General features: G+C 61.5%; 19 protein-coding genes. 18 read left to right on the plus strand and 1 reads right to left on the minus strand.

Going from position 1 to position 18,933, the window contains the following annotated elements:
• The first annotated feature begins 6 nt into the window (after positions 1-6).
• The 18 genes from L6639_RS40495 to L6639_RS40580 all read left to right on the plus strand — a co-directional run bounded on the left by L6639_RS40495 (position 7) and on the right by L6639_RS40580 (position 17,942).
• Positions 7-888, plus strand: coding sequence for a replication initiator protein A (locus tag L6639_RS40495; RefSeq protein WP_128930181.1), 882 nt, complete (start codon positions 7-9; stop codon positions 886-888).
• Between the two features lie 286 nt (positions 889-1,174).
• Entirely contained in the window at positions 1,175-1,639 is a 465-nt protein-coding gene (locus L6639_RS40500; protein ID WP_128929810.1) for a DUF2840 domain-containing protein, read from the plus strand.
• Positions 1,636-2,148, plus strand: coding sequence for a S26 family signal peptidase (locus L6639_RS40505; RefSeq protein WP_128929811.1), 513 nt, complete (start codon positions 1,636-1,638; stop codon positions 2,146-2,148). Before L6639_RS40500 ends, L6639_RS40505 begins: the two co-directional genes overlap by 4 nt.
• Positions 2,148-3,047: a lytic transglycosylase domain-containing protein gene (locus L6639_RS40510; protein ID WP_232995621.1), complete on the plus strand. Its 900-nt coding sequence runs from the start codon at positions 2,148-2,150 to the stop codon at positions 3,045-3,047. The genes L6639_RS40505 and L6639_RS40510 overlap by 1 nt, the downstream gene beginning before the upstream one ends.
• A 624-nt stretch (positions 3,048-3,671) precedes the next feature.
• The gene (locus L6639_RS40515; RefSeq protein WP_128929812.1) at positions 3,672-5,429 is read left to right on the plus strand and encodes a relaxase/mobilization nuclease domain-containing protein; all 1,758 of its coding nucleotides are present in this window, start codon (positions 3,672-3,674) and stop codon (positions 5,427-5,429) included.
• A 43-nt stretch (positions 5,430-5,472) separates the two neighbouring features.
• Entirely contained in the window at positions 5,473-7,455 is a 1,983-nt protein-coding gene (locus L6639_RS40520) for a conjugal transfer protein TraG (RefSeq protein ID WP_128955108.1), read from the plus strand.
• 7 nt (positions 7,456-7,462) lie between these two features.
• Positions 7,463-7,891: a ribbon-helix-helix domain-containing protein gene (locus L6639_RS40525; RefSeq protein WP_128929814.1), complete on the plus strand. Its 429-nt coding sequence runs from the start codon at positions 7,463-7,465 to the stop codon at positions 7,889-7,891.
• A gap of 201 nt (positions 7,892-8,092) precedes the next feature.
• Positions 8,093-9,013 (plus strand): P-type conjugative transfer ATPase TrbB, encoded by a 921-nt coding sequence (gene trbB / locus L6639_RS40530; protein WP_128930183.1) that lies wholly within the window; start codon positions 8,093-8,095, stop codon positions 9,011-9,013.
• A gap of 47 nt (positions 9,014-9,060) precedes the next feature.
• On the plus strand, positions 9,061-9,330 hold the full coding sequence (locus L6639_RS40535) for a TrbC/VirB2 family type IV secretion system protein (protein WP_232995658.1): 270 nt from the start codon (positions 9,061-9,063) through the stop codon (positions 9,328-9,330).
• Complete coding sequence (locus L6639_RS40540; protein ID WP_128929816.1) at positions 9,330-9,593, plus strand: VirB3 family type IV secretion system protein; 264 nt, start codon at positions 9,330-9,332, stop codon at positions 9,591-9,593. Before L6639_RS40535 ends, L6639_RS40540 begins: the two co-directional genes overlap by 1 nt.
• Before the next feature lie 11 nt (positions 9,594-9,604).
• Positions 9,605-12,046, plus strand: a complete 2,442-nt coding sequence (trbE, locus tag L6639_RS40545; RefSeq protein ID WP_128929817.1) for a conjugal transfer protein TrbE — start codon at positions 9,605-9,607, stop codon at positions 12,044-12,046.
• Entirely contained in the window at positions 12,043-12,774 is a 732-nt protein-coding gene (gene trbJ / locus L6639_RS40550) for a P-type conjugative transfer protein TrbJ (RefSeq protein ID WP_128929818.1), read from the plus strand. Before trbE ends, trbJ begins: the two co-directional genes overlap by 4 nt.
• Complete coding sequence (gene trbK-alt / locus L6639_RS40555; RefSeq protein ID WP_128955109.1) at positions 12,774-13,148, plus strand: putative entry exclusion protein TrbK-alt; 375 nt, start codon at positions 12,774-12,776, stop codon at positions 13,146-13,148. Before trbJ ends, trbK-alt begins: the two co-directional genes overlap by 1 nt.
• Positions 13,145-14,374, plus strand: a complete 1,230-nt coding sequence (gene trbL, locus L6639_RS40560; protein WP_128929820.1) for a P-type conjugative transfer protein TrbL — start codon at positions 13,145-13,147, stop codon at positions 14,372-14,374. Before trbK-alt ends, trbL begins: the two co-directional genes overlap by 4 nt.
• Before the next feature lie 458 nt (positions 14,375-14,832).
• On the plus strand, positions 14,833-15,516 hold the full coding sequence (trbF, locus tag L6639_RS40565) for a conjugal transfer protein TrbF (protein ID WP_128929821.1): 684 nt from the start codon (positions 14,833-14,835) through the stop codon (positions 15,514-15,516).
• Between the two features lie 32 nt (positions 15,517-15,548).
• A complete protein-coding gene (gene trbG / locus L6639_RS40570; RefSeq protein ID WP_128929822.1) occupies positions 15,549-16,496 on the plus strand; it encodes a P-type conjugative transfer protein TrbG in 948 nt (315 codons plus the stop codon).
• On the plus strand, positions 16,493-17,701 hold the full coding sequence (locus L6639_RS40575; protein WP_128929823.1) for a TraB/TrbI/VirB10 family type IV secretion system protein: 1,209 nt from the start codon (positions 16,493-16,495) through the stop codon (positions 17,699-17,701). The genes trbG and L6639_RS40575 overlap by 4 nt, the downstream gene beginning before the upstream one ends.
• A gap of 4 nt (positions 17,702-17,705) precedes the next feature.
• Positions 17,706-17,942 carry a DUF2274 domain-containing protein gene (locus tag L6639_RS40580; RefSeq protein ID WP_128929824.1) on the plus strand — a complete coding sequence of 79 codons (237 nt, stop codon included), beginning with the start codon at positions 17,706-17,708 and terminating at the stop codon, positions 17,940-17,942.
• Here L6639_RS40580 and L6639_RS40585 read toward each other — a convergent pair.
• The gene (locus L6639_RS40585; protein WP_128929825.1) at positions 17,912-18,877 is read right to left on the minus strand and encodes a LysR family transcriptional regulator; all 966 of its coding nucleotides are present in this window, start codon (positions 18,875-18,877) and stop codon (positions 17,912-17,914) included. The genes L6639_RS40580 and L6639_RS40585 overlap by 31 nt on opposite strands.
• Between the last annotated feature and the right edge of the window lie 56 nt (positions 18,878-18,933).

Below are 18,933 nucleotides of genomic sequence, written 5' to 3' on the forward strand. Positions count from 1 at the left end.
ATCATCATGCGACGCATTCAGCAAGCCGACCGCCATCAGCTTGAGCTTTTCCGCGCCCTGCCGGGAGATCTTGCTCCACGCGATGCGCAGGATCTGATGGCTTATCCATTCTTTTCGCTGGCTAAGACCAAAAGGATCGTGCCCATCGATTTCTGCGCCGGAACAACCTCAATCCGCGTCGAAGCTGTCCCGGAGCACGGCATGGCAACGATCTGGGACGCCGACGTCCTGATTTGGGCTGCCTCCCAGATCGTCGAAGCTCGCGATGCCGGTCTGAAAACATCACGCCTGATAGCCGCAACGCCATATGAGATTCTGACGTTCGTCGGCCGCGGCACCAGCGCACGCGACTACGACCGGCTGAAGGCAGGTCTTGACAGACTTCAGTCAACGACCGTGCTGACCTCGATCCGTCAACCCGCAGAACGGCGGCGGCACCGCTTCTCCTGGATTAACGAGTGGAAGGAAGCCGCTGATGCATATGGCAGACCATTTGGGATCGAACTGATCCTGCCAGATTGGTTCTATGCCGGCGTGATCGATGACGCTCTCGTTCTGACGATCGACCGCGCCTATTTCGACCTGACAGGTGGCCTTGAGCGCTGGCTTTACCGGCTGGTGCGCAAGCACGGCGGCCGGCAGCGCGGCGGCTGGAGCTTCGACCTTGCCCATCTTCATGCCAAGTCCGGCAGCCTCTCGCCGCTCAAGCATTTTGCCTACGACGTTCGACAGATTGTCCAGCGGCAGACATTGCCGGGCTATCGGCTCGTCCTCACGCGCGATCCAAACGGCCGCGAGCGGCTGAACTTCGCCTCGATCCCAAACCTTCCCGTTACGGCGCGCCTGTCGGCGCGTCGTTCGGGACCAATTTCAGGGGACAACCTGTGAATCAGCTCGTGCTATCGGGGACCGCAACCCTCGTGCCATCAGGGACCAGATCATCGTGCTATCGGGGACCGAAAGCGAACCTAAAGGCTTGTGAACGCGCGCTTTCCTGGCCCCCTAACTTTACTAACCAGAAATCCTTCGGATTTCTTCTAACGGAACTCGCTGTTGCCCACATTGTGGAAGAGCGGCAGTGGCACGGACGGTCGAGCTGCCTTCAGGTTCAAATCCCGCAATCGTCCGTCCTCATCACTAGCCGTTGGCTTTTCGAGCTTCCGGGAGAGACAGCATGAGCGATCTCACCGAGGTGGAAGTGCTGTGGCTGGAGAAGCGGATCGAGAACCGGGTTCGATTTGGCCGCAATGTCGAGGAACGGAAGCTCGATCGCCATCGTCGCGTCCTGGCATTTGCTCCAGGCAGCATCTTTGCGTTCGTTCGTTGGACGTCGAATGATTTCGGGACGGTGATTTCGCGCATTGATATCCTGCGTGCCGTCGCCGCGGGTCAGCGCTGCTCGACCGTGCCCTATGTGAAGCCAGGAGGCGACATTCTGCTTCGCCTTTCTGGCTGGCCGAAGGTCGAGCGCGTGCTGCAGATGATCGATGCCGTCGAGGCACTTGGTATCGATCCGGCTGATGTCGCCCCAGATCATTGGCAGCATGTCCACAACCGTCTTTCCGTCAATGAAAGCCCACGTCCCTACACGAAAGCTCGCCATCAGGCCTGGCTTCGCCGGCGGAGGATCATCCGATGAGAGGGCGGATGATGACGCTGCTTGCGATGTGCGGGGCTGCCGCAGCGATCGCCGTAACCATCGTGGAAGGGCGAACGCCGGCCTTCATCTGGAATGCATCGCCGAGCGTGCCCATCGGCCTTTACCGCCTGCGTTCCGCAGAGACTTTGTATGTCACGGAGCTGGTTGCGGTTCAGCCGCCTGAACCGCTGGCGAGCTTCCTCGACCTGAAGGGCTATTTGCCGCTCGGCCTTCCTATGCTCAAACGTATCCTCGCGCTCCCCGGGCAGACGGTTTGCAGAACAGGCCTCGCCATCTCGGTGGACAACATTGCTATGGGTGAGGCGCGTGAGCGTGACGGCCGCGGCCGTCCGCTGCCAGACTGGCAGGGCTGCCGCGTCGTCGGGCCGGCCGAGCTCTTTCTCATGAACTGGCAATCGGATGAGTCCTTCGACGGCCGGTATTTTGGCTTTCTTCCAGCCGCAGCCGTGATCGGCCGTGCGGACCCGGTGTGGACCTCGGAGGAGTGATGAGGTGTGTTCGTCATATTCATTTCACCATGCGCTTGTTCGATGGACCGCAAGGCCCTTTCTCCATTCCGGCTCCTCCATGCAAAGGCGATGTTAGGGAGGAACACCTCCCGCTGCTGAATGGCGCGCACAAAGGCTTTCTCCATCGGGAAGAGGCGCGCAGGAGGACGTACCTGGCACAGTTTGGCGCGCGCCTGTTCGCTGCACCCTTCCTGTTGCTCGTGCTCGCGCTTTGCAGTGCTTCGGTCGCCGAGGAGACAGCAACAGGGGCGGAGCACGAAGGGGCCCAGCCATTCGAAACCTTCATCATCGAAGCTTCACAGCGTTTTTCCATTCCAGTCTCCTGGATTGTCGAGGTGATGGCTGTCGAAAGCACTGGAGACGTTCGTGCCAGATCGCCCAAAGGCGCCATGGGGCTGATGCAGCTCATGCCCGACACCTGGGCCGAATTGCGCCGCCGGCACGCCCTCGGCAGCGATCCGTTCGACCCCCGTGACAACATCCTGGCAGGAACGGCGTATCTGCGTGAAATGCTCGACCGCTTCGGACCGAACGGCGTATTTGCTGCCTATCACGCAGGACCGCTGCGCTATCAGGAGCATCTTGCCGGGCGTCCATTGCCTGTCGAAACCCAAGCCTATGTGAAGAGGCTTGGGTCCGTGCTGGACGTCGATCAGCAACCGACCTGGAAGGCTGGCGTCACGTCATCAGCATCGTCGCTGCTCATTCCGCAGTCAACTCATAAGCCAACTGACATGCCGAGAACGGACGACCGGTCGATAAGGATTGTGCCTTCGGCAGACATCATGAACGCTATCTCCTCGCGAGATATTCTGCGGATCGTTCCAAGCTCGACTGGTCTATTCGTGGCGCGGACCGATTCTCGCACCATGCAATGATCAGAAGCGCGGTTGCGGAGCGGAACACATGTCAGCGAGCGATCGGCGAGAAGTGAGAGGGGCGGAGGTGAACGACCGTAAGCGTCCGGCATCTGCATACGGCATATGGGCGATGCCTTCGGCCCGCGCTCTACTCGTCGCTTCGCTCCTCACCGAGCCACCCTATGGGTGTCTCGGCCCTTCGGGTAACGATCGCTATCGCAAGCGCTCGCAAACAGTGTGCGCTTCGCAAACTAACTGCCACGTCGCGGCTGTTTTTTTCCCAATGAATCGGCCACCAGCCGACGTGTTTCTGCAGGCGCTGTTGGAGGATCCACCACAATGAATCCCAACTGCTCTTTGCCGTAAATCTCCCTCCTTTGCAGGCGAAAAGGCAGGAGATTTGTCTGCTGATCCGTGGACCAGCAGACGAAATGTTCGTCAACTAGAGGAAGGAAGAGCGAGTAACAAAGAACGACGGGCTAGGGCAAGATAAAAGCGGCTCGCCCGTCGAACGCCAAGCCATTGCCATGGCTTGGGTTCTGGCGTGCCGATCGGTCGTGGCGCGTGCCGCGCTTTGAACATTCACAAGCAAATTCAATGCATCTTTCGGTACTGACTAAGATTTACGAGGAAAGAACGACCGTGAATACCAAGGACAGCGAACTTCACATCCGGCCCGGCCGCATCCGCAGCACGCGCGCGCCCAAGGCCAAGAGCTTCTTCAATCAGGTACTGCAAGCGGCGCAGAAGGCGGGCCACACCTCCGCCTCCTCGATGAGCCGCGGAGGACGCGTCGGGCGCTCGACGTTCGGCCGCGGCCGGCTCCAGTTTGCCCGCAACCGTCTGTTTAGCGCTGCGCGCCGCGTGACCGTGAAGGCGCGGGTCGCGCGGCATAAGGGATTGGCATTCGGCTCGGCATCACTCGCGGCGCATATCTCGTACCTCCGGCGCGATGGCGTGACCCGCAGCGGCGAGAGAGCCTCGCTGTTTGACGCCGAACGCGAAGAGGTTGATGGCAGCGCCTTCGCCGAGCGTTGCAAGGGCGATCGGCATCATTTTCGATTCATCATCGCACCCGAGGACGGGGGCGAGATGAGCGATCTGAAAGCGTTCACGCGCGATCTCGCCAGGCAGATGAAGGCGGACCTCGGCACACGGCTCGACTGGGTCGCCGTCGATCACTGGAACACGGACAATCCACACATTCACCTGCTTGTTCGCGGGGTCAGCGACAACGTTGAGGACCTCGTGATCTCCCGCGACTATATCAGCCAGGGACTACGCTCTCGCGCGGAAGAGCTGGCATCCATCGAGCTCGGGCCCAAAGCCGAGCACGAGATCCGCAGGGCTCTCGAACGCGAAGTCTTCGCCGAAAGATGGACACGGCTCGACCGCGAGATCCGTCTGGCTGCCGACGAGACCGGCTATCTCGACCTGCGGCCCGATCGGGAAGGGATATCTGACCCCGAAATCCGCCGCCTTATGATCGGGCGCCTTCAGCATCTGCAAAAGATGGGCCTTGCCTCATCGGCGGTACCCGGTGAGTGGATGGTGGGTTTGGACGCAGAACCCCATCTCAGAGACCTTGCAATTCGGGGCGATATCATCAAGACCATGCATCAAGCGATGACAGAGCGGGGACAGGAACGAAGTCTCTCGGAATTCGCCGTTACGGGGGAAAGAACGACCGCACCGATTATCGGGCGATTATTGGCAACCGGGCTACACGACGAGCTCACCGGCGAAGCCTATGCGCTCATTGATGCGACCGACGGACGGCTCCATCACGTCCGCTTTCGTGGTCTTGAGGCATTCGAACAGGCGCCCCCCATTGGCGGCATTGTCGAAGTCAGGCAGTTCGGTGGGATGGACGAGCAGCGGCCGACGCGCGTGCTCGCCAATCGCTCGGATTTCGATCTTCCCGCGCAAATAGGTGCGCCGGGAGCAACCTGGCTCGACCACCGACTGGTCGAGCGCGATTCGATGCCGCTCGCCTTGGGCGGCTTCGGGCGGGAGGCTCGGCAAGCGATGCAGGCGCGAGCCGAACATCTTGCAGAAGCAGGGCTCGCACACCGAGCGGGAGGGCGCATCATCCTGCAACGCGATCTCCTCAATACGCTGCGGCGCCGGGAGCTAGAGGCGGCCGGTGCCGAAATCGCGGCCGAGACCGGCTTGCCTCACGCGCAAGCCGCAGTCGGTGAGCAGGTCGCAGGAACATACCGAAAGAGCCTGTCCCTCACGTCGGGCCGCTTTGCATTGATCGACAATGGGCTTGGCTTTCAACTCGTCCCCTGGACGCGCGAACTGGAAAAACGCCTCGGCCAGCATGTGACGGGAAGCGTTAGGGATGGCGGTGGGATCGAGTGGAGTTTCGGCCGCAAGCGCGACCTCGGTCTTTGATTTCCTTGGCCAGAGCGTCATTCAGCGAAGGAGAGCCTTGTCGATGTCCGGAACCAAGATCTTGTGGGGGCAGCTCGTGGCTGTCGGCGCGATCGTCCTGCTCACGATCTGGAGCGCGACGGAGTGGACGGCCTGGCGCTTGGCCTTCCAACCCGAGCTCGGTCTGCCCTGGTTCAAGATGTATGGATTTGCGGTCTATTACCCGCCCGAGTTCTTCTGGTGGTGGTTCGTGTTCGACGCCTATGCACCTGACGTATTCACCGAGGGCGCCTACATCGCCGCCTCTGGAAGCTTTCTCTCCATCGCCGTGGCCATCGCCATGTCTGTCTGGCGCGCCCGGGAGGCCAAGGACGTTGCCACCTATGGCTCGGCCCGATGGGCCAAGCTTGAGGAGGTGAGGGCGGGAGGTTTGCTGAGCGCGGACGGGGTTGTGCTTGGCCGACTGGAGAAGAACGACCTGCGTCACGATGGGCCCGAGCACGTCCTCTGCTTTGCTCCAACGAGGTCCGGCAAGGGCGTCGGGCTCGTCGTCCCCTCGCTGCTGACATGGCCGCACTCGGCCATCGTGCACGACATCAAGGGTGAGAACTGGCAGCTCACAGCCGGGTTTCGGTCGAAGCACGGCCGTGTGCTGCTGTTCGATCCGACCAATGCCAGATCATCAGCCTATAATCCGCTTCTGGAGGTCCGGCGCGGGGAGTGGGAGGTCAGGGACGTCCAGAACGTCGCAGATGTGCTCGTAGACCCCGAGGGCTCGCTCGACAAGCGGAACCATTGGGAGAAAACCAGTCATTCCCTGCTCGTCGGGGCAATCCTTCACGTCCTCTATGCCGAGCCCAATAAGACGCTCGCCGGCGTCGCCGCTTTTCTATCGGATCCCAAGCGGCCGATCGAAACGACGCTGAACGCGATGATGACGACAGCACACCTCAAGGACCAGGGGCCGCATCCGGTCGTCGCCTCTACGGCAAGAGAGCTGCTGAACAAATCCGAGAATGAACGCTCGGGTGTGCTTTCGACAGCGATGTCCTTCCTCGGACTTTATCGGGATCCCGTCGTCGCCGAAGTGACAAGCCGCTGCGATTGGCGGATCGCCGACCTTATCGCAGACAACTGCCCCACCACGCTCTACCTGGTCGTGCCGCCCTCGGATATTTCGCGAACCAAGCCACTAGTCCGCTTGATCCTCAACCAAATCGGGCGGCGGATCACCGAGGACCTTCAGGATAAGGATCGCCGTCACCGCGTGTTGCTGATGCTGGATGAATTTCCAGCTTTGGGACGACTTGATTTTTTCGAGTCGGCACTGGCTTTCATGGCCGGCTACGGCATCAAGGCGTTCCTCATTGCCCAGTCGCTCAACCAGATCGAGAAGGCCTACGGCCCGAATAACGCGATCCTAGACAACTGTCATGTCCGGGTAAGCTTTGCGACCAATGATGAGCGCACCGCAAGGCGCGTCTCCGATGCGCTAGGCACGGCAACCGAAATACGCTCCATGAAGAACTACGCCGGCCATCGGCTCAACCCATGGCTCGGCCATCTCATGGTCTCTCGCCAAGATACCGCGCGGCCGCTTCTGACCCCGGGAGAGGTCATGCAGCTGCCGCCGTCAGAGGAGATCGTGATGGTGGCAGGCACTCCTCCAATCCGTGCGAGAAAAGTGCGCTACTACGAGGATGAGCGATTTGCCGAGCGCGTACTTCCCCCGCCAGATCCCGTCAAGATCCGAAGGTCTTCTCGCGCCGACAGCTGGTCAGGGCTGAAGGCCGCTATTCCCGATAAGACGCCCGCGGACATTGGCGGTGGCGACGCTGACACGGCCAATGGCGGACTGCGGCGAGAGCCCGAGCTTCCGGATCACCTCGCCATCGTTAAGGAAACGACGGAGGTCGCGCCGGCCGAGGAATTCGCCGTGCTGGAAGACGACGAAGATGCCGCGCGCCAGTCGCGCCTGCTGCGGCAGAAGATGCGCGGCGTTGCGCGGCAAGCCGCACTCGACCCGAATGATGGCATTGAATTGTGAGAAGATCATGCGCAACCGCATGAACGTCTACTTCCCTCCAGAGCTGTTGGCACAGATCACGGAACTTGCCGATCGAAAAAACATCTCACGCTCTGCAATCGTCGAGGCGGCAGTCAGCTCGTTCCTGTCCCCAGATGGCTCGGACCGGCGGGAAGCCGCCTTTTCGCGTCGTCTCGACAGGATATCGCGCCAAATGCAACGCCTCGAACGCGACCTCGGACTTACCGCTGAAACTCTGGCTCTGTTCGTGCGGTTCTGGTTGACAGTCACGCCCCCGCTTCCCTCCGACGCCCAGGCTGCCGCCCAAGCCAAGGGGCGTGAGCGCTTCGAGGGTTTTGTCGAGACGCTCGGCCGTCGCCTGCAAAAGGGGCAGAGTTTTCTGCGCGAGATTCCCGAAGATATCGTTCGGCAGCCGGCGGACGGAGACAGCAACTGACATCGGTTGTTGAGGCTTTGCGCCAATGTTTCTCTTTCTACGCTAGCCTACGATCCGACGAGCCACGTTGTTGCGTCATCTTCCATCGTGGTTTTTCTAATCGTCCCCATCTGAGGCGCTCGTGGGGGGCGCTCTCAAGCGAATGGGGCTCTCGTGATAATCCAGTCGGCTCAAGCGGAGGCGATCTCGCGCGGCGCGCGCATGCTGCGCAGCGCGCTCGGGCCTGCGGTCGCGCGCTATCTCGAAGACGATGCCGTCATCGAAGTGATGCTCAATCCCGATGGGCGGCTCTGGATCGACCGCCTGTCCGGCGGTTTGGAGGATACCGGCCAGCAGCTGTCACCTGCGGACGGGGAGCGCATCATTCGGCTGGTCGCGCATCATGTCGGTGCAGAGGTCCATGGAGCTGCTCCCCGGATCTCGGCCGAGCTGCCGGAAACCGGAGAGCGGTTCGAGGGATTGTTGCCGCCGGTCGTGGCTCGGCCGACCTTTGCGATCCGAAAGCCAGCGGTCGCTGTCTTTACGCTCGACGATTACGTCGCCGCCGGGATCATGCGCGCCGGTCAAGCCGCGATGCTGCGGGACGCCGTTGCCGGGCGACAGAACATCCTCGTCGCGGGCGGCACGTCGACAGGCAAGACCACGCTGACCAATGCGCTGCTGGTGGAGGTTGCCAAGACCTCCGACCGGGTCGTTCTGATCGAAGATACCAGGGAGCTGCAATGCCTGGCAGCAAACCTCGTGTCTCTGCGAACCAAGGACGGCGTGGTCTCGCTGTCTGACCTCGTGCGCTCTTCACTTCGGCTGCGGCCGGATCGAATTCCAATCGGTGAGGTCCGAGGCGCGGAGGCGCTCGATCTCCTCAAGGCCTGGGGCACGGGGCATCCCGGCGGCATCGGCACGATCCACGCAGGTTCTGCGCTCGGGGCGCTACGTCGCCTGGAGCAGCTCATCCAGGAGGCGGTCGTCACCGTCCCGCGCGCGCTCATTGCCGAGACCATCAATGTCATCGCCGTCCTTTCGGGGCGCGGCGCCGATCGCCGCCTTGCCGAGCTCGCCCGCGTCGAGGGCATCAGTGCGGGCGGCGACTACAGTCTTTCACCAGCAGGAGATCTCAAGTGAACCATCGCCTCCAGACTTCGCAAGCTTTCACCCTGGCCTTGATTGCCATGACCACGACCGCTACCCCCGTCATGGCCGCCGGCTCCAACATGCCCTGGGAGCAGCCGCTCAACCAGATTCTGCAATCGGTCGAGGGGCCTGTCGCCAAGATCATCGCGGTCATCATCATCGTGGTCACAGGCTTGACGCTGGCCTTCGGCGATTCGTCCGGCGGCTTTCGCCGGCTGATCCAGATCGTCTTCGGCCTGTCGATTGCCTTTGCGGCTTCGAGTTTCTTCCTGTCGTTCTTCTCGTTTGGCGGCGGCGTGGTGATCTGATGCAGGAGGGCGTCGCAGGCTTCCTCGTGCCGGTGCATCGCGCATTGACCGAACCGATCCTGATGGGCGGAGCGCCGAGAGCTGTTGCGATCGTCAATGGCACGCTCGCAGCGGCACTTGGATTGGGATTGCGCCTGTGGATCGCGGGCCTGCTGCTCTGGGCGCTCGGCCACGCCGCAGCTGTATGGGCCGCAAAGCGCGATCCCGCTTTCGTCGAGGTCGTACACCGCCACCTGCGAATTCCCGCTCATTTCGATCTTTAGGAACCTTTCCCATGTTGAATCTTGCCGAATATCGCAAGTCGAACACCCGCCTTGCGGACTTCCTTCCCTGGGCCGCGTTGGTCGATGAGGGCATTGTCCTGAACAAGGATGGCTCGTTCCAACGCACGGCCAAATTTCGCGGGCCCGATCTCGACAGCGCGGTACCGGCGGAGCTCGTCGCAGTCGCCGGCCGGCTCAACAATGCGCTGCGCCGCCTTGGCTCGGGCTGGGCGGTCTTCGTCGAAGCCCAGCGTCACTCCGCGGGAGCATACCCGCCGAGCATGTTCCCGGACGTCGCCTCCGCGCTCGTTGACGCCGAGCGCAAGGCCCAGTTCGAGGAGGAGGGCGTCCACTACGAGTCGAGCTACTATCTTACGCTCCTTTATCTTCCGCCGCCGGAAGATGCCGCAAGGGCCGAGCGGCTTCTCTATGAGGGCTGCGCTCGCAACGAAGATGCCGATGCGCGGCAGGTGCTGGCTGGCTTCGTTGATCGGACGGCGCGCCTCCTGCAGTTGATCGAAGGCTTCATGCCCGAATGCCGCTGGCTCGATGACAGCGAAACACTGACCTATCTTCACGCGACGATCTCGACAAAGCGCCATCGTGTCCGCGTCCCGGAGATCCCGATGTACCTGGACGCTCTGCTGGCGGATCAGCCGCTCTCGGGAGGGCTGGAGCCGATGCTGGGAGCGGCGCATTTGCGGGTGCTCACGATCGTCGGCTTCCCGACCGCCACGACCCCTGGGATTCTTGATGACCTCAATCGGCTTGCCTTCTCCTATCGCTGGTCGAGCCGAGCCATCATGCTCGACAAGCTAGAAGCCACAAGGCTGCTAACCCGAATTCGCCGGCAGTGGTTCGCCAAGCGGAAGTCTATTGCCGCGATCCTGAAGGAGGTGATGACGAACGAAGCATCCTCGCTGCTGGATACCGATGCGCACAACAAGGCGATGGACGCGGACGCCGCGCTCCAGGAACTTGGATCCGACGAGATCGGAGAGGCCTTTGTCACCGCCACTGTCATCGTTTGGGATCTGAATGCAAGGGCGGCCGACGAAAAGCTACGCCAAGTGGAAAAGGTCATTCAGGGTCGCGATTTCACCTGCATGGTCGAGACGGTCAATGCCGTCGAGGCGTGGCTCGGCAGCCTCCCCGGCCATGTCTACGCCAATGTTCGGCAGCCTCCGATCTCCACCTTGAATCTCGCGCACATGATTCCTCTCTCTGCCGTCTGGGCAGGCGAGGCGAGGGACCAGCACTTCAACGCGCCGCCGCTGCTCTTTGGCAAGACGGAAGGCTCGACGCCATTCCGCTTCTCCCTTCACGTTGGCGACGTCGGGCATACTCTTGTTGTGGGACCGACCGGCGCCGGCAAATCGGTTCTGCTCGCGTTGATGGCCCTTCAGTTCCGCCGCTATCCCGGCTCGCAGGTGTTCGCGTTCGATTTTGGCGGCTCGATCCGGGCGGCCGCGATCGCCATGGGCGGCGATTGGCACGACCTTGGTGGCGCGTTGTCGGCCGATGATGGCGCACCGATCGCATTGCAGCCGCTGGCCTGGATCGACAATCCCGCCGAACGGGCCTGGGCGACTGACTGGGTGGCCGCTCTTCTTACACGAGAGAAGGTCGATCTTTCTCCAGAAGGCAAGGACCATCTGTGGTCGGCCCTGACCTCGCTTGCCTCGGCACCGGTACCCGAGCGGACGCTAACCGGGCTTTCTGTCCTTCTGCAGTCGAACGTCCTCAAGCGCGCTCTCCAGCCCTATTGTCTGGGTGGGCCCTATGGGCGGCTGCTGGATGCAGAATTCGAGCGGCTTGGGGAAGCCTCAGTCCAGGCATTTGAGACCGAAGGACTGATCGGAACGGGGGCTGCGCCGGCCGTACTCGCTTATCTTTTTCACCGGATCGGTGACCGGCTCGACGGCAGGCCTACATTGATCATCGTCGACGAGGGGTGGCTAGCGCTCGATGATGCCGATTTCGCAGGACAGTTGCGGGAGTGGCTGAAGACGCTCCGAAAAAAGAACGCCTCGGTGGTGTTTGCCACCCAGTCCCTTTCCGACATCGACGGCTCGGCAATCGCCCCCGCAATCATCGAGAGCTGCCCGACGCGGCTGCTCTTGCCAAACGAGCGCGCGATCGAGCCGCAGATCACAGCCATCTATCGCCGGTTCGGGCTCAATGATCGCCAAATCGAACTCCTGAGCAGGGCAACGCCGAAGCGCGACTATTATTGCCAGTCTCGCCGAGGCAACCGCATGTTCGAGCTTGGCCTCGGCGAGGTCGCACTCGCCTTTACAGCCGCATCAGCCAAGTCCGATCAACTCGCAATCGAGCACCTGGTCGCCGAGCACGGCGCCGAGGGGTTTCTAGCGGTCTGGCTTGAGCACCGCGGAGCAAGCTGGGCTATCGACCTCATCCCGAATCTGAAAAATCTGGAGTCATCACGATGAGCCTTCGACGCTTGCGTTTCGCCATCACGATCCTTGTTGCATCGGCTTTTTCTAGCGGCACAGCGCGTGCCCAGTGGATTGTGTTCGATCCCAACAATTACGTTCAGAACGTGTTGACCGCCGCTCGCGAGCTGCAGCAGATCAGCAACCAGATCACCTCGCTGCAAAACGAAGCGCAGATGCTGATCAACCAGGCAAAAAACCTGGCGAGCCTGCCCTATTCTTCGCTTCTGCAGCTTCAGACCTCCATCCAGCGCACCCAGCAGCTCCTTGGTCAGGCGCAGCACATCGCCTACGACGTCCAACAGATCGACCACGCCTTTGCCACAAGCTATGCGCCGGCAACAAGCAGCCAGTCCGATGCCGCGCTGTTTGCGGGAGCGCAGGCGCGCTGGCAGAACTCCGTCGGAGCGCTTCAGGACGCTCTTCGCCTCCAAGCCGGCGTTGTGGGCAACCTCGACACCAATCGCATTCAGCTGTCCGCCCTGGTGAGCTCGAGCCAGAGCGCCAGCGGCGCGCTCCAGGCAACCCAGGCCGGTAATCAGCTCCTCGCTCTTCAGGCCCAACAGCTCGCCGATCTCACCGCGACCGTCGCGGCCCACGGCCGGGCACAGGCTCTCGAAGCAGCCCAACGCGCAGCGGCCCAAGACCAGGGCCGCGAACAGCTGCAGCGCTTTCTGACTCCTGGGCCCGGCTATCAATCCTCCAACGTACAGATGTTTCACTGATGAGGGATCCGAAAACTATCAAGGCGGTGTCGATCGCAATCACCGTCTTTGGCGGCATAGTGGCGATCATCGCATGCACGCTCACGCTGCAGAATCATGCGGGTGAGCTCGAACACCAGCCGATGACCGCCCAAATACCGAGTGTGCACGAGGCTGACCTGATCCGTTGCCGTGCCGTGACATCCACGCAAACTGATGCCTATGAGACTTGCCGGAAGGTCTGGGCAGAAAGCCGCCGGAGCTTCCTTGGGCAGAAGACGGACTCGAAGGGTTCGTCAGTTGGCTCTTCGGCGGAAGAGGCTTTGGAAGCAAAGGATCAGAGCCGATTGCCTCAAGGCTATCTAGCCCGTCCTGCGGTAGGGGGCGACCAATGACCGGCACGGGCATCATCGACCAATTCCTGGAGACTTTTACACGCTACATCGACAGCGGCTTTGGTCTCGTGGGCGGGGAGGTCGGTTACCTCGCAACGACCCTCGCTGCGATCGACATCACGCTTGCAGCGTTGTTCTGGAGCTGGGGCGCGGACGACGACATCATCGCGCGGCTGGTCAAGAAGACGCTCTTCGTCGGGGTTTTTGCTTACCTGATCGGAAATTGGAACAGTCTCGCCCGTATCGTCTTCGAGAGCTTTGCGGGCCTTGGGCTGAAGGCCTCCGGCACCAGCTTGTCGGCCGGCGATTTCGTGCGGCCGGGCAAGATCGCGCAGGTGGGCCTCGATGCAGGCCGTCCGCTCCTGGACTCGATCTCCAGCCTGATTGGCTACATCAGCTTTTTCGAGAACTTCGTCCAGATCGTGGTTCTGTTGTTTGCCTGGGCAATCGTGCTTCTTGCCTTCTTCATTCTGGCCGTTCAGCTTTTCGTGACACTGATCGAGTTCAAACTCACTACATTGGCCGGATTTGTGCTGATTCCCTTCGGCCTGTTCGGCAAGACCGCCTTTGCGGCAGAGCGCGTCCTCGGCAACGTGGTCTCATCAGGCATCAAGGTGCTGGTGCTGGCTGTGATTGTCGGCATCGGCTCAACACTGTTTTCGCAATTTACGTCGGGCTTCAACGGCGCCCAACCGACCATCGAAGATGCCATGACATTGGTTCTTGCGGCGCTCTCGCTGTTGGCGTTGGGGATCTTCGGACCGAGCATCGCAAGCGGGCTGGTCTCCGGTGGGCCGCAACTCGGCGCAGGATCTGCGGTCGGTACAGCACTTGCCGCAGGCGGCGCCGCGGTGGCGACAGCCGGGCTTGCTGCAGGTGCGGCAGGTCTCGCCGGCGGAGCGCTCGTGGGCGCCGGCAGGATGGGCGCAAGCGCTGTCACGGGCACCGCAGCGGCATATCGCAGTGGCGGCCTCACGGGCGTCGCAAATGCGGCCGCCTCTGCAGCAGCAAGTCCACTTCGCAGGATGGCCTCGACGGTTGGCGGAGGCGGTCAATCGACGAGCACTTCAGCTCAGACCGCGAGCGGTAGCCCCACTTGGGCTCAGCGCATCAAGCAAGGTCAGGGCCTTGATCGGGGGGTATCGGCGGCAGTTCATGCAGTCAAATCCGGCGATCCCGGTGGCAGCGGCAGCTCGGTCGATCTCTCCCAGGAAGAGCGCCGATGAGAGGGATTTCCGAGAACGGCGCATGGCCGTCGAACTCCGCTCGGCCTGTTCCGATGATCAGCTGTTCTCGTGGGTCCTCTGCAGTGCGTCGGCTGGGTCGTCAATGCGTCATTCAAGCCTCTCGCATTCTGTCCTTGACGCTGACGCCAGCTCTGATCTGGCAAGCGATCCATGGCCAGATCCCGTCCGACACGTCGCTGCGCCAACGGCCCCTTCTTCTCGGTGTCGCGGGTGCGAAGGCAGGATTGGGCTCGGTTCTTTTGCCGCGCAATCCGGCGCAGCTCCCGGAAGTAAGGGGACTCAGTCGCAGCATTCGCCGCCGGCGGTGCAGAAGCTGCCACATCGTACGGTGCTTGTGCGTGTTCGCGCGCGTGATCCGCATCGAGCAGCCGACATGAGCAAAACGCCGTCTGCTGCCGGCTCGCTACGATGGATCAGGGATACTCAGGGGAAGTTCAATGTTTAAGAGATCAGCAACGCATTATGGCCGCGCGCCGGCGGCACTCACCCCTTATCAGAAGGCAGGTCAAGTCTGGGACGAGCGCATCGGCTCGGCCCGCCTGCAGGCGAAGAACTGGCGCTTGATGGCGTTCGGCTGCCTTGCTCTGTCTTGCAGCCTTGCCGGCGGGCTGATCTGGCAATCGACACAAGGAACGATAACGCCGTGGATCGTCGAGGTCGACCGGCTCGGTCAAGCTCAGCGGGTCTCGCCTGCAAGTTCCGACTACGACCCGACGGATCCACAAATTGCCTGGCACCTGGCGCGGTTCATCGAAGATGTGCGCGCCCTGCCATCCGATGCCATCGTGCTGCGGCAGAATTGGCTCCGGGCCTACGACTTCACGACCGATCGCGGGGCCGTCGCACTCAATGAATATGCCAGGGCAAACGACCCATTCGCCGGGCTCGGCAAGGCGCAGATCTCGGTGGAAGTCTCCAGCGTCATACGGGCCTCGCCCGACAGCTTTCGTGTCGCATGGATTCAGCGCGCTTACGAGAACGGCTCGCTCGCCTCGACCGAGCGATGGACAGCCATCCTGAGCATCGTCATCCGAACGCCGCGTGATGCCGATCGGCTGCGCAAAAATCCTCTCGGAATCTATGTGAATTCGATCAATTGGTCCAAGGAGTTGGGGCAGTGAAAGTATATCCTTGCGAGTTCAGGACAGCGCCAATGAAGAGGGGCATCACTTCCGCAGCCGTCATGCTTGGCTGCATGCTCAGCGGCTGCTCGACCTTCATTCCACCCGAAATCAGCTATGACACAGATGTGCCGCCGCTGCCTGTGGCGGCAGCGCCGGCGGATGATCGTCCGCGTCCCCTGCATGTGCCTCCATCCTGGAAGCCGTCGCTTGGCGGCAAGCCGGGCACCAAGGAGGATGTCGAGCCGGTCAACCGGATCGAAATCGCCAACAGTGCGGCGCGCGTCGAGCCGAGGCGGAGAGGCTATTTCAACGCCGCACAGATCTACAGCTATAGCCCGGGCGCGCTCTATCAGGTCTATGCCGCGCCGGGACAGATCACCGACATTGCTCTTGAGGAGGGGGAGCAGTTGACCGGCTCCGGCCCGCTCGCAGCCGGCGACACCGTGCGATGGGTCATCGGCGACACCGAAAGCGGCAGCGGCGAGGAGCGCAGGGTGCACGTGCTGGTCAAGCCGACGCGCGCCTCCATCGAAACCAACCTCGTGATCAATACTGATCGGCGCACCTATCTCCTCGAGCTCCGCTCGCGCGAGAAGCCCTACATGCCATCGGTCGCGTGGTACTATCCGCAAGATCGGATCAAGCGGCAGCAATTGACTCCTGTTCCGCTGCTCCCAGAGCTTGCACAACGGCGCTTTCGGTATGCGATCGAGGGGGACAATCCGCCGTGGCGCCCCCTTGCAGCCTACGACGACGGCCGAAAAGTCTACATCGAGTTCTCGCAAGGTATCGTCCAAGGCGAAATGCCGCCGCTGTTTGTGCTCGGGCCTGACGGTAAGAGCGAAATCGTCAATTATCGCACCTTTGGCAGCGTCCTGATCGTCGACCGCCTGTTTGCGGCTGCCGAACTGCGGCTTGGTGGAGAACATCAACAAAAGGTTAGGATCGTCCGCACCGACGGGAGGTTTTCGTCATGACGGAAGAACACCGCGAAGATGAGACCTCCCCGGACGGCGAACAGGAGACAGGTGAGCTCGAGGATGGGTTTCGGCTCCGGCCCGAATACCCGAGCGTCACCCGCTTGTCTCGCAAGGTGCTGCTGACCGGATCCGCGCTCTGCCTGGCGCTGGTCGCCGCGGCGGCGACGTGGGCGCTCCAGAAACAACGGCCGCGTGAGGCCGCTTCCGAGGAGCTCTATCTGGCTGAGCGTCACAATGTTGCTGAGAGCGTCACAGCGTTGCCGCCGGACTACTCGAAGGTCACCCCTCCTGTCCCCCAGCTTGGTCCACCTCTTCCCGGCGATCTCGGCAGACCAATCCTGGCCGCCAAAGGCCAGATCGCCGCGCCAGGCGCTGCGGCCGACCAGGAACAGCAACGCCGTGACCAGGAACAAGAGGCGGCTCGTGTAAGCCGACTGTTCGCCTCTACCAATGTGAGGGACACGGCAGCGTCGAGCGGAGCCCAAGCAGGTGGCGCCAATGCTCCCTCCCTGATCCCCAGCAGCGAGGATGGGTCACTGCAAAACGCTCAGGACCGGAAGCTCGCCTTCGTAAATGCGGCCACCGATCGACGAACGACCAGTCCAGACCGCCTCGTGAAGGCGCCATCACCTTACGTGGTGCAGGCCGGATCGGTTATCGCCGGGGCCCTGATCACCGGCATTCGCTCCGATCTGCCTGGAATGATCACAGCTCAGGTAAGCGAGAATGTTTATGATACGCCCACCGGGCGCTTTCTCCTCATCCCCCAGGGCGCCAGACTGACTGGCATCTATGACAGTCAGGTGAGCTTCGGCCAGAGCCGCGTGCTGCTCGTTTGGACCCGGTTGATCATGCCGAACGGCCGCTCGGTCGTCTTGGAGCGCCAACCGGGGACAGACACGCAAGGCTATGCCGGCCTTGAAGATCAGGTTGACAACCATTGGGGTGAGCTGTTCAAGGCGGCGGCGCTGTCGACCTTCCTGGCTGTTGGCTCGGAAGCGGGTGCAGGTTCCGATGCGAGCAATAGCAACAGCGCAATCATTGGTGCCCTCAGGCGCGGTGCATCAGATTCGCTGAACCAGGCCGGCCAACAAGTGGTCCGCCGTAGCCTCAATATCCAGCCGACCTTGACGATACGCCCGGGTTACCCGGTCCGCGTCCTGGTCAACCGTGATCTCATTCTTGAACCTTATAGAGGCTAGCCGCATGCCTAAATTGAAGATTGCAGCGCTTGTGGACGATCGGCCTGTCAAAATGACGGTCGAACTCGCGGCCCATGTTCACCGGGATTTGCACGTCTATGCCGATGTGCTGGCGAAGCAAACCGGACAGGCCGTCGAACCTGCCAAGCTCATTGGCCCGATGTTGGCGCGCTTCATGGCGACAGACCGGGCTTTTGCGAAATCAAAACGTCAAGCCCGCTCTTCCCCTCCTGAAGAATAACATTCTCTCAGAAGGGCTAGGAAGTGGGCGACAACAGATCTTTCATCGCCGGTTCTGACATGAGCTGACATTGTGATCCGACTGGGTCCCCTTGCGTCGTGCAGTTCGCGATACACCACCCCTGGGAATCCGGCGTGAGCTTCGGATGCCAATAACGGCGTGACGCCGCGGCCAATGCTGACGAGACTGGTCAGCTTGCTGCGGCTCACGTCGCAGGCTTCGATTAAGGCCCCGTTTCCATGAGCCGCCAGTTTGCAGACCAGAAGGTCTTCGACTTCTCTTGCGGGATCATCGCGGCTGACGAGAACGGTTCGACTGTGCAGATCGGCGCAGGAGACCGACTCGTTCTGAGCTAACTCATCATTCTTGGCGAGTGCGATGAGAATACCTTCACGCCATAGGGGAAAGGCCGCCGTGAGCAGCATGGAAGATAGACCGTCTGGCGCGATGGCGATATCGAGCGAGCCCGTCTGAAGCGCGATCAGGAGTTCCGGCATGACGCGTTCAAGGACGGCGACCTTGATTTCCGGATAACGGCTTTGAAACTCGGCGATCGCAGGTGTTATTCGTCCTGCGGAGACGAATGGGCAGAAGCCGATAGCCAGGTGATCCGCCCGCTTGGACAGGGTCAAGACTGTCGCCTTCGATAATGAATCGACCTGCTCGATGATAAGCTTTGCCGTCCTCAGGAATGTCGTACCAGAGGCTGTTGGATTCATCCCGTATCTCGATCGCTCGAACAAGCGGGTACCAACCAGGCATTCCAATCGTCCGATCGCCCGACTGATGGCCGAGTGTTCGACACCCAGCACCCTGGCTGCGCTCCGAATGCTGCCCGCTTCATTGACTGTCACAGCAACGCGCAGATGTTGTAAACTTATTGGATTGGATATTGGTCGCTGTGTCTGACAGGCAAGGTGGTCGATTGGAGGCATTTACAAATCAAGGTGCGGCGATTTAAGTCGGATGAGTTCTGCGGGCAGCGAGCCGG

The sequence above is a fragment of the Bradyrhizobium zhengyangense genome, from assembly GCF_022012555.1.
Lineage (GTDB): Bacteria > Pseudomonadota > Alphaproteobacteria > Rhizobiales > Xanthobacteraceae > Bradyrhizobium > Bradyrhizobium zhengyangense.

Bases quoted from the DNA above. Each gene is read 5' to 3' on its own strand.
- L6639_RS40510 (WP_232995621.1), top strand. From the start codon at position 2,148: ATGAGGTGTGTTCGTCATATTCATTTCACCATGCGCTTGTTCGATGGA.
- L6639_RS40575 (WP_128929823.1), top strand. From the start codon at position 16,493: ATGACGGAAGAACACCGCGAAGATGAGACCTCCCCGGACGGCGAACAG.
- trbB (WP_128930183.1), top strand. From the start codon at position 8,093: ATGCTGCGCAGCGCGCTCGGGCCTGCGGTCGCGCGCTATCTCGAAGAC.
- L6639_RS40500 (WP_128929810.1), top strand. From the start codon at position 1,175: ATGAGCGATCTCACCGAGGTGGAAGTGCTGTGGCTGGAGAAGCGGATC.
- trbL (WP_128929820.1), top strand. From the start codon at position 13,145: ATGACCGGCACGGGCATCATCGACCAATTCCTGGAGACTTTTACACGC.
- L6639_RS40580 (WP_128929824.1), top strand. From the start codon at position 17,706: ATGCCTAAATTGAAGATTGCAGCGCTTGTGGACGATCGGCCTGTCAAA.
- L6639_RS40495 (WP_128930181.1), top strand. From the start codon at position 7: ATGCGACGCATTCAGCAAGCCGACCGCCATCAGCTTGAGCTTTTCCGC.
- trbE (WP_128929817.1), top strand. From the start codon at position 9,605: ATGTTGAATCTTGCCGAATATCGCAAGTCGAACACCCGCCTTGCGGAC.
- L6639_RS40525 (WP_128929814.1), top strand. From the start codon at position 7,463: ATGCGCAACCGCATGAACGTCTACTTCCCTCCAGAGCTGTTGGCACAG.
- trbF (WP_128929821.1), top strand. From the start codon at position 14,833: ATGTTTAAGAGATCAGCAACGCATTATGGCCGCGCGCCGGCGGCACTC.
- L6639_RS40535 (WP_232995658.1), top strand. From the start codon at position 9,061: ATGACCACGACCGCTACCCCCGTCATGGCCGCCGGCTCCAACATGCCC.
- L6639_RS40540 (WP_128929816.1), top strand. From the start codon at position 9,330: ATGCAGGAGGGCGTCGCAGGCTTCCTCGTGCCGGTGCATCGCGCATTG.
- L6639_RS40505 (WP_128929811.1), top strand. From the start codon at position 1,636: ATGAGAGGGCGGATGATGACGCTGCTTGCGATGTGCGGGGCTGCCGCA.
- trbK-alt (WP_128955109.1), top strand. From the start codon at position 12,774: ATGAGGGATCCGAAAACTATCAAGGCGGTGTCGATCGCAATCACCGTC.
- L6639_RS40585 (WP_128929825.1), bottom strand. From the start codon at position 18,877: ATGCCTCCAATCGACCACCTTGCCTGTCAGACACAGCGACCAATATCC.
- trbJ (WP_128929818.1), top strand. From the start codon at position 12,043: ATGAGCCTTCGACGCTTGCGTTTCGCCATCACGATCCTTGTTGCATCG.
- trbG (WP_128929822.1), top strand. From the start codon at position 15,549: ATGAAGAGGGGCATCACTTCCGCAGCCGTCATGCTTGGCTGCATGCTC.
- L6639_RS40520 (WP_128955108.1), top strand. From the start codon at position 5,473: ATGTCCGGAACCAAGATCTTGTGGGGGCAGCTCGTGGCTGTCGGCGCG.